The organism is Nocardia sp. NPDC003345, from assembly GCF_053589395.1.
This window is the reverse complement of sequence record NZ_JBSFRU010000280.1, coordinates 1-8885: the sequence shown is the minus strand read 5'-3', so window position 1 is coordinate 8885 and position 8885 is coordinate 1. Positions and strand designations below refer to the sequence as shown.

Sequence of the window (8885 nt, the reverse complement as noted above, 5' to 3'; positions counted from 1 at the left end):
GGACGCCGGGACGTTGCGGTTCCGGACGCCGGGACGTTGCGGTTCGCGGGTGGCCGATTACGCGGCGTCGCGTGCCGGCTTCCGCCGCGACTGCTCGTGCGGTAGCAGTTCGAGTCCCAGCACCGCCACGACGATGCCCGCCAGGCAGGCGATCCGGGCCGGGGTGACCGCCTCGCCGCCGGCCACCATGGCGTAGCCGACGGTCAGGGCGGTACCGACACCGGTCCAGGTGGCGTAGGCGCTACCGATCGGGATCTCGCGGACCGCCAGGCCGAGCCCGGCCATGCTCGCGGCCAGTGCCACGAAGAAAACGATGGTCGCGACGGGCTGGGTGAACCCGTCGGAGCGTCCGAGAGCGGTCGCCCAGACGGCCTCGAACACGGCGCTGGCCAGCAGGATCATCCATGCCATCTCAGCTCACCACCTTCAGGCCCGCCACCGAGGCGATGAGCAGGGTGAGAAGCAGGACACGGGCCGTACCGGCGCGTTCGCGGCCGGTGGCGATGCCCCAGACGACGGTGAGTGTCGCGCCGGTGCCGACCCACACCGCGTAGGCGGTGCCGGTGGGAAGATCGATCATCGCCCAGGCCAGACCGGCCATGCTCAGCGCGAGGGCGACCACGAAGAGAAGGGTGGGTTTCCAGCGGCGGAAGCCGTTCGACGCCGAGAGCGCCGTGGCCCACACCGCCTCCAGGACACCGGAGACCAGAAGAACGAACCAGGACATGACGAACCCTTTCGAGTCAGTCTTGTCGCGATGCGGGTACTGCTCCCTCGTCCGCGAGCCCGCTCACCGGGCTCCCTCTGCTCAACGGTACCGATGTATCCCCGATTCCTCATGGTGATCGGAACCACCGGGAGTGCGCCGGGGTGGCCGGCGTAGCCGCGTCCGGACGGCGGTACCGGCGCATCCGATCACCGCGAGCGCGCCGAGCACGACGGGCCAGGTGAGCGGCTCACCCAGAAGCAGTGCCGCCCAGCCGATGGTCAGCACCGGCTGGGTCAGCTGCACCTGGCTGACCTGCGCCATCGGGCCGAGCGCGAGGCCGCGGTACCAGGCCAGGAAGCCCAGGAACATGCTGACCAGCCCCAGATAACCGAACGCCGCCCACTGTCCGGGGGCCGCCGACGGTGTTTCCGCCGATACCGCGATACCGGTGAGCCCGATCATGAGCGGGGCGGCGAGGACCAGTGCCCAGGAAATGGTCTGCCAGGCGCCGAGTTCCCGGCTGAGCAATCCGCCTTCGGCGTATCCGGCCGCAGCCGCGACGACCGCGCCTACCAGCAGTAGATCCGACCAGTGCGCACCGCCCGTGCCGCCACCCCGGAGCGTGGCGAATCCGACGGCGGCCACGGTGCCCGCGGCTGCGGTGAACCAGAACGCGCGCGGTGGATGTTCCCCGGTGCGCAGGACAGCGAGGACGGCGGTGGCGGCCGGGAGCAGTGCGATCACCACGGCGCTGTGCCCGGCCGAGGCCTCGGTGAGCGCGAACGTCGTGAGCAGCGGGAACCCGATGACCACACCCCCCGCCACGACGCCCAGTCGCAGCCACTGGGACCCACGGGGCAGGGGCTGCCGGGTCCAGGCGAGCGCGGCGGCCGCCGGGACCACGGCCACCACCGCTCGCGCGGCGGCGATGAACAGCGGTGACAGGCCGCCGTCGGTGACCGCGTGCTTGGTGAGGGGAACGGTGAGCGAGAACGCGGCGACGCCGAGCAGCCCCCAGGCCGGTCCGGCCCAGGCGCTCGACGGCGCCGGGTTGTCCGATGGCGGCGAGATCCGGGTCGGCGGCCGCGATAGCACTGGGGCGCGAGAAGTAGTAGCGCTACTATTGTCTGTCATGTTCAACGATAGCAGTTCGCGAATCGTCGCGGACCTTCGTGACTGGATCGCGGCCGCGCCGCCGGGTGCCCGGCTGCCCGCCACCCGCGCTCTGGTGCAGCGGTATTCGGCCGGCCCGGGCACCGTGCAGAAGGCGTTGCGCACGCTGACGGCGCAGGGTCTGATCGAAAGCCGGCCCGGAGTGGGCACTTTCGTTCGTGCCGTGCCCGCCGCGCGCTCCGCCGACTACGGCTGGCAGACCGCCGCCCTCGGCTCGCCGCGGGGCCACGGTTCGCGGATGTTCAGCGCCCTGCGGACCATTCCGAACGACAAGATCGCGCTGCATTCCGGCTATCCGGACCGCGAACTGCTTCCCGAACGACTGGTCCGCGCCGCGTTCACCCGGGCGGGCCGGGGTGATGCCGCGGTGAACCGGCCGCCCAGCGCCGGGCAGCCGGATCTGCAGGCCTGGTTCGCCGCCGAACTCGCCGCCGTGACCCCTGCCGGGGTGATGCCTCCGGCGCCCGGCGACGTGGTGGTGTTCCCGGGCAGCCAGAGCGGTCTCAACACCACCTTCCAGGCGCTGGTCGGGCCGGGGCGGCCGCTACTGGTGGAATCCCCGACCTATTGGGGCGCGATCCTGGCCGCCGCCCGGGCCGGTGTCCGGGTGGTGCCCGTGCCCGGCGACGCGCAGGGCCCGCGGATCGCCGATCTCGCCCGGGCCTTCCGGCAGACCGGGGCCCGGGCGTTCTACGCCCAGCCGCATTTCGCCAACCCCACCGGTGTGCAGTGGGCGCCGGAACGGGCCGCCGAAGTCCTGGACGTGGTGCGCGACAGCGGTGCGTTCCTGGTCGAGGACGACTGGGCCCACGATTTCGGGATCGACTCGGTACCGGTCCCGCTGGCCGCCCACGACGACGCCGGGCATGTGGTCTATCTCCGCTCGCTCACCAAGAGCGTCTCCCCGGCGGTCCGGATCGCCGCCGTGGTCGCCCGCGGGCCGGCGCGGGAGCGGATCGTGGCCGACGCGCAGGCGGAGTCGATGTATGTCAGCGGGCTGCTGCAGACCGTCGCGCTGGATATCGTCACCCATCCGGGCTGGCGCACCCATCTGCGGAGTCTGTCGCAGCGGCTGGCCACCCGGCGGGATCTGCTCGCCGGCGCGCTGCGCGAACACCTTCCCGGTGCCCGGCTGGAGGTGCTGCCGCGGGGCGGGTTGAATCTGTGGGTCCGGTTACCCGACCGGACCGACCTCGCGCGGCTGGTCCGCGATTGTGAGGACGGCGGCGTCTTCGTCGCGCCGGGCGACGAATGGTTTCCCGCCGAACCCACGGGTGAGTACCTGCGGATCAACTTCTCCGGGCCCAATCCGGGCGCCTTTCCGGAAGGCGCCCGGATCATCGGGGCGGCGCTCGCCCGCCAGCTCGGCTAGCGACCGCCGGCTCGGTTAGCGGGAGAAACCCGGATCAGGCCGGGAGCACCGAGATCGTGCCGCGGCAGACCGCGCGCTGGGTGTTCACGAACCACCAGCCGCCACCGGTCTCCGTGGTCACGGTGAACGACACCGTGCCCACACCGGTCCAGGTGCGGTTCACCGGGATGCCGGGTTTCTGCCGCAGTGTTTCCTCGTCGCTGGTGCTGCTTCCGGACGCGCCGGTGGTCTCGTTGTGCCAGTCGACCCGGACCCGGGTGCCGTAGGGCGTTGTCCCGAAGACGGGGAACAGGCTCGCCGGCGGGTTGGGCAGCGAATTGTTGCCGCTCAGCAGCAGCGACGGTTCGAGGGCCGCGCCGCCGGGCGGGAGACTGGCTCCGGAACTCGCCCGCACCGACCAGGTGAACGGCGGCGCCCAGGGCAATGGGTTGGCGCTGCCGCAGGTCATATCGGTGGACGGGGCCGGTTGGGCGGTCGCGGGTCCGGCGCCCGCGGTGACGAGCGCGGCCGCGGCGAGTGTGGCGGTGCCGGTGACGAGAACCGCGCCGGCGAACTGTCGGGCACGAGACATGGGGTGCTCCCGGATCGTGTCGGGTCTGGTTTCCGCGTCGGCCGGGTCCGGCCGTGGGTACACGATATCGCCACCGACGGCACGACTATGCCTTCCGAGCGCCCGATTCGGCGGCGCGGTGCGCCGCGGCCAGCGACAGCAATTCGTCGACCGGCCATTGATCGTCGGCGTGCACGCCGTATTTCACGGCGACTACGCCACCGCCGGGGGCGATGAGGAAATCGGCGGGCAGTCCGAGGCGGCCGCCCTCGGCGTGGGCCGGGGGAGCGGGCCGCGATCCGGTACGCGCGGCAGCCACTTCGCTGCCCACCGACCGTGCGATGGCCGGCCAGGCGCGCGGGTCGAGCAGGGACCGGGCCCCGGATTCGACGCCGAATTCGCGATACAGCGCCCGCTCGGGGTCGGCGATCACGTCGAGGCCGAGATCGTCGGTGTACTTCCGTAGCTCCGCGGCCGTGGAGTGGAAGACGACCACCTCGTGGATACCGCCGGCGCGGATCTCGGCGTGCCGGGCGACCACCGAGCGCAGATGCAGATTGCAGACCGGGCAGCCCGCGAAGCGGCGGAACTGCAGGTGGGTGAGCAGTTCTGGGTGGGGGACCGCGACCGGGGCGCCGGTGGTGTTCCGGAGGGTGCGGGCGGGAACCGGATCGGGGAAGGACACAGAGACTCCTTTAGGTGTACAACGTACGCTTACAAACGAGTATGCGCGTATGCCGTACGCTGTCAACCCGTGCCCAGGCCGCGTTCGCTCACCGAGGATCAACTGGTGGCCGCAGCCCTGGCGGTACTCGACTCCGACGGCCTCGAAGCACTCACCATGCGAGCCGTGGCGGGCCGGCTCGGAATGGCCACCATGGGTCTCTATCGCTACGTGGCCGACCGGCGGGCGCTGGAGGTGCTCGTCGTCGACCACCTCTTCCGGACGATCGACCTGACCCTGCCGGACGCCGGATGGCCGGACCGCATTCGCGTGCTCATGGACCGGATCCGGACGGCGGTCGCGGGTCATCCGGCCGTAGCGCCGCTGGTGCTGCGTCATCGCCAGGCCGCGCCCGGCTCGCTGCGTCTGATCGATACCGTGCTCGGCGTGCTCACCGATGGCGGGCTCACCGGGGTGGACCGGGTGATCGCCCAGCGCACCCTCATGGCCTATGTGCTCGGATTCCTGCAGAACGAGGACTACGCCGCCCTGTCCGGACCGGGTACGGCCGCGATGTCCGACCTGCCGCCCGGCGCATACGATTTCCTGGCGCGGACCGCGACCGATGCGCGGACGGTGACCCCGGAGGTGGAATTCGGGCGCGGGCTCGATGTCGTACTCCGCGGGCTGGGTGGTTGAGCGGCCGGACTACGGGGCCGCCTACCGGCCGGATTCCGGCCGGTCCTGTTCGCCGGATTCGCCGGGGTCGCGTGCCAGCACCGAACCCAGCCGGGTCCGGCGCGGCGGCGTCACCGCCTCCTCCAGGATCGCCAGGATCTCGGCCTCGACGGCGCGGCCGTGATCGCCCGCGCGGACCTGCAGGGCGCGGTACACCGCGTCCGGTACATGCCGAACAGATAACGTCACCATGAGAGCGCGTCTTTCGTCGACAGTGGTCGGTGCCCCGATTATATTTCCGCCGCCCCGGCCGCCCGGGCGCGGAGCGGTTTCGTTCCGATATCGAGTCACCCACTCCCCGGTCCGGGGAAGCGGCATGCCGCCGGGTCGCGCGACCCGTAACGTATGCGGCCGAAAGTCGTTCCCGCGCTGCGGATACGACTGTGCGCCGGAGTATTCCGGTGCGACGGAATGCCCGGGCCGGATCGCCCCGGGAGCGGTGCGCGGTCGTTCGCGCGCGTGGCGGAAAGTGAGGCGGAAATGAATCACAAACTCTGGCTGCTGGGCCGGTTGGTCGCGGTGGGGGGACATATCGCGGGGGAGAAGCTCACCGGCCACCGGGCGCGGACCATCGACGATGTGCCCGCTTCCGGCGCGGCGCTGACCACCGAATGGCTCACCGCGGTGCTGTGCCGTGACACCCCCGGCGCGCAGGTGCTGTCGTTCGAGCTCACCGACACCAGCAGTGGCACCTCGACCCGGGTCGCGATCCGGGTGGAGTACAACGAGGCCGGGACCGCGGCCGGGCTGCCCCGCGCGCTGTTCGCCAAGACCACGACCTCGCTGAGCCAGCGCATCCTGCTGGGTGGCGGCAAGATGATCGACGGGGAGACCCGCTTCTTCCGGGATTTTCGGCCGAAACTCGATATCGAGGCGCCGCTCGGATACTGGGGCGCCTCCGATGACGCCTCCTGGCGTTCCATCGCGCTGATGGAGGATATCGCCGCGACCCGCGGCGCGGTGTTCAGCGAACCCACCGCCCCGATCGGCCGCGCGGAGATGGAGGATCTGGTGCGCAACCTGGCCCGGTTGCACGGCACCTTCTGGGAGGATCCGGCGATCGAGGTCCTCAAGACCACCAATGAGGCATTACAGGCCTACCTCGCGGCGATCGATATGAAGACCCGCTGCGAGGTCGGGCTGGAACGGGCCGCCGAGGTGGTCCCGGAGGCGCTGCACGGCCGCGCGGACCGGTTGTGGGCGGGAGTCGAGCGGGCCGTGGACCTGGCGACCCGGGAACTGCCGCACACCCTGCTGCACGGCGATCCCCATATCGGCCAGACCTACCGCACCGCCGAGGGCCGGATGGGCTATGTGGACTGGCAGGTGGTGATGCGCGGCGGCTGGGGACACGATTTCGCGTACACCGTCAATTCCGGATGCGAACCCGAGGACCGCCGGGAATGGGCTCCCGATCTGCTGCGTGCCTATCTCGAGGAACTCGCGGGCGCGGGCGGCCGGGCGCCCTCCTTCGACGAGGCGTGGCTGATCTATCGGCAGCAGTCGATGTTCGCCTACGCCGCGTGGGCGTTCACCATCGGCCGGGCGGCCTATCAGCCCGAGATGCAGTCGCGGGAGACCTGCCTGACCCTGTTGCGGCGCATCACCGGCGCGGTGCACGACAACGAATCCCTGGACGCGCTCGGGGTCTGACCGGGATACCGGGCCGGGCCCGGGAGGCCCCTCGGTACCGGTCCGGCACGGTCCGAAATCCGATCGGACCAGTCCAATTGGGCCGAAAAGCACGGCTGTACAACATGATTCGAAATCGATCAGATGTAATAAGTGTGTCGTACCATCGCCAGGTTCCGGCTCGAGCCGGCAGGTTGCAGGAGGAGGCTCGAACCGGTGCCGGTCGCTGGAAAACCAGTGACCCCGTATGACGACGGTATGGAGTCTCGTTCTTGACTACCTCGGATTTCAGAAGGCACGCACAGGCCCCGATCGTGCACGGCGCACCGGTCGATTCCGACGATCCCCGGGTACCGCTCTACGTCCCCGAATTCGCGGCCGATCCGCACCGCGTGTATCGGGAGCTACGGCGGCGCTACGGTGCCCTCGCACCCGTGGAGCTGGCCCCGGGGGTGCCGGCGACTCTGGTGATCGGGTATTCCACCGCGCTGAAGGTGCTCAACGATCCGGACCGCTTCCCGGCGGATCCGCGGGTCTGGCAGAAGGATGTTCCCCCCGAATGCCCGATCCTGCCGCTGCTGGAGTGGCGCCCGATGGCCAGCCGCTGTGCCGGGCAGGAGTTCGTGCGCTATCGCCAGGCGATCACCGCGAGTATCGACGACGTGGATATGTACGCCATCCACGGTGTCGTCGCGAATATCGCCGGTCCGCTCATCAATTCGTTCTGCCGCGACGGTGAAGCCGAGCTCATCCAGCAGTACGTCTTCCCGCTGACCTTCCAGGTGATGAACTATCTGCTCGGCAGTCCGCCCGAGATCGGCCACCAGGTGGCCGCCGGTATCGCCGCCATGCTCGAGGGGGTGGACGCCGAGGAGGGCAGCCGGTTGCTGGGCGAGGCCCTGATGAATCTGGTGCTGCTCAAACGTTCCGAACCCGACCGCGATATGACCTCGGCCCTGTTGCGGCATCCCGCCGGGCTCACCGAAGAGGAGGTCTCGCATCATGTTTCGCAGGTCTACGGCACCGGTATCGAGTTCGAACTGAACCTGATCGTGAACACACTGCTGCTGATCCTCACCGACGAACGGTTCGGCGGCAGCGTTCTCGGCGGCAACCTCACCTCCCGCGACGCCCTCGACGAGGTCCTGTTCAACGACCCCCCGCTGGCGAATCTGCTCGTCACCTATCCGCGGATGCCGATCCTGCTCGACGACGTCTGGCTGCCCGCGCACCAGCCGGTGGTCATCAGCATGGCCGCCTGCAACAACGATCCCGCCATCCGGGCCTCGGAGCTCACCGGCAACCGCGCCCATCTCGCCTGGGGCCTGGGCCCGCACGCCTGCCCCGCCCAGTCGCTGGCCTACATCATCGCCGAGGGCGCCATCGACGAGCTGCTCGACGCCCTGCCCGAGATGCGCGCCACCTTCCCCGACGACGACCCCACCTGGCGCCCCGGCCCCTTCCACCGCTCCCTGGCCGCCCTGCCCGTCACCTTCCCGCCCGGCGCCCCCCTCCTGGGTCACGCGGACCCCGCCATGCCCCCCGCCCTGCACCCCTGACCCACGCGCGAGCCGGGCCTCGCGCCGATAGGCCCCGCGGCGATACCCGCCGTTCCCGCCCCGCGCCGCTTCCGGCGCGGGGCCGGACCGCGACGGCAGGCCGTCCCCCGTCCGTGCCGAGATCGCGGTCTCCGATCCCGAGATCTCCGTCCGTGGACCGTCCAGCGCAGGGCCGGGTTCGCGGCCCCCGCGCCCGCCGCCCACGGCGCTCCGAAGTCCCGGTCCCACGGACCGCAGGCACAAGCGGATCCGGTCCCGGTACCGAGTACGACCCACCGGGATCACCGGCACGACCGGCCGAAACACACCGCACCTCCCTACGCTCCACGTACCTCCCTACGCACCACGCAGCCGCACCACGCACCACGCACCACGCACCTCACCACCCCCACATCGCGCCGAGTCTTACGAGGCCCTGCAAGGTTGAGGCCCGTCCCGTGTGTCCGCCCTCGAAGCGAAGCGGCGCAGCCGCGAGTCTCGAGGGCGGA

At 70.6% G+C, this 8885-nt stretch carries 10 protein-coding genes and 1 riboswitch; of the genes, 4 read left to right on the top strand and 6 right to left on the bottom strand.

All coding sequences use genetic code 11. From position 1 onward, the window contains the following. Positions 1–57: 57 nt before the first annotated feature. The 3 genes from ACWDU1_RS24835 to ACWDU1_RS24825 form a co-directional block, all read right to left on the bottom strand. Positions 58–411 (bottom strand): DMT family transporter, encoded by a 354-nt coding sequence (locus tag ACWDU1_RS24835; RefSeq protein ID WP_450001998.1) that lies wholly within the window; start codon positions 409–411, stop codon positions 58–60. Between the two features lies 1 nt (position 412). Beyond that, complete coding sequence (locus ACWDU1_RS24830) at positions 413–727, bottom strand: DMT family transporter (RefSeq protein WP_450001996.1); 315 nt, start codon at positions 725–727, stop codon at positions 413–415. Positions 728–737: 10 nt separating this feature from the next. Further along, positions 738–804: riboswitch (guanidine-III (ykkC-III) riboswitch) on the bottom strand. A gap of 4 nt (positions 805–808) precedes the next feature. Then, positions 809–1843 carry a DMT family transporter gene (locus ACWDU1_RS24825; RefSeq protein ID WP_450001994.1) on the bottom strand — a complete coding sequence of 345 codons (1035 nt, stop codon included), beginning with the start codon at positions 1841–1843 and terminating at the stop codon, positions 809–811. On the opposite strand from ACWDU1_RS24825, the gene ACWDU1_RS24820 reads away from it, so the two are divergent. After that, the gene (locus ACWDU1_RS24820; protein WP_450001993.1) at positions 1842–3254 is read left to right on the top strand and encodes an aminotransferase-like domain-containing protein; all 1413 of its coding nucleotides are present in this window, start codon (positions 1842–1844) and stop codon (positions 3252–3254) included. The two genes, ACWDU1_RS24825 and ACWDU1_RS24820, sit on opposite strands and share 2 nt — an antisense overlap. A 34-nt stretch (positions 3255–3288) precedes the next feature. Here ACWDU1_RS24820 and ACWDU1_RS24815 read toward each other — a convergent pair whose 3' ends face one another. Beyond that, complete coding sequence (locus ACWDU1_RS24815; protein ID WP_450001991.1) at positions 3289–3825, bottom strand: hypothetical protein; 537 nt, start codon at positions 3823–3825, stop codon at positions 3289–3291. A gap of 85 nt (positions 3826–3910) precedes the next feature. Further along, positions 3911–4489 (bottom strand): peroxiredoxin-like family protein, encoded by a 579-nt coding sequence (locus tag ACWDU1_RS24810; protein WP_450001989.1) that lies wholly within the window; start codon positions 4487–4489, stop codon positions 3911–3913. A 69-nt stretch (positions 4490–4558) separates the two neighbouring features. Between ACWDU1_RS24810 and ACWDU1_RS24805 the strand changes: the two genes are divergently transcribed. Beyond that, complete coding sequence (locus ACWDU1_RS24805) at positions 4559–5167, top strand: TetR/AcrR family transcriptional regulator (protein WP_450001987.1); 609 nt, start codon at positions 4559–4561, stop codon at positions 5165–5167. Positions 5168–5188: 21 nt separating this feature from the next. Here the strand turns inward: ACWDU1_RS24805 and ACWDU1_RS24800 are convergent, their stop codons facing one another. Continuing rightward, entirely contained in the window at positions 5189–5398 is a 210-nt protein-coding gene (locus ACWDU1_RS24800) for a FitA-like ribbon-helix-helix domain-containing protein (RefSeq protein ID WP_450001985.1), read from the bottom strand. Positions 5399–5686: 288 nt separating this feature from the next. Here ACWDU1_RS24800 and ACWDU1_RS24795 point away from each other — a divergent pair, with 288 nt between their 5' ends. Beyond that, positions 5687–6859 (top strand): aminoglycoside phosphotransferase family protein, encoded by a 1173-nt coding sequence (locus ACWDU1_RS24795; protein ID WP_450001983.1) that lies wholly within the window; start codon positions 5687–5689, stop codon positions 6857–6859. Positions 6860–7110: 251 nt separating this feature from the next. After that, a complete protein-coding gene (locus ACWDU1_RS24790; protein ID WP_450001981.1) occupies positions 7111–8397 on the top strand; it encodes a cytochrome P450 in 1287 nt (428 codons plus the stop codon). The last annotated feature ends 488 nt before the right edge of the window (positions 8398–8885 follow it).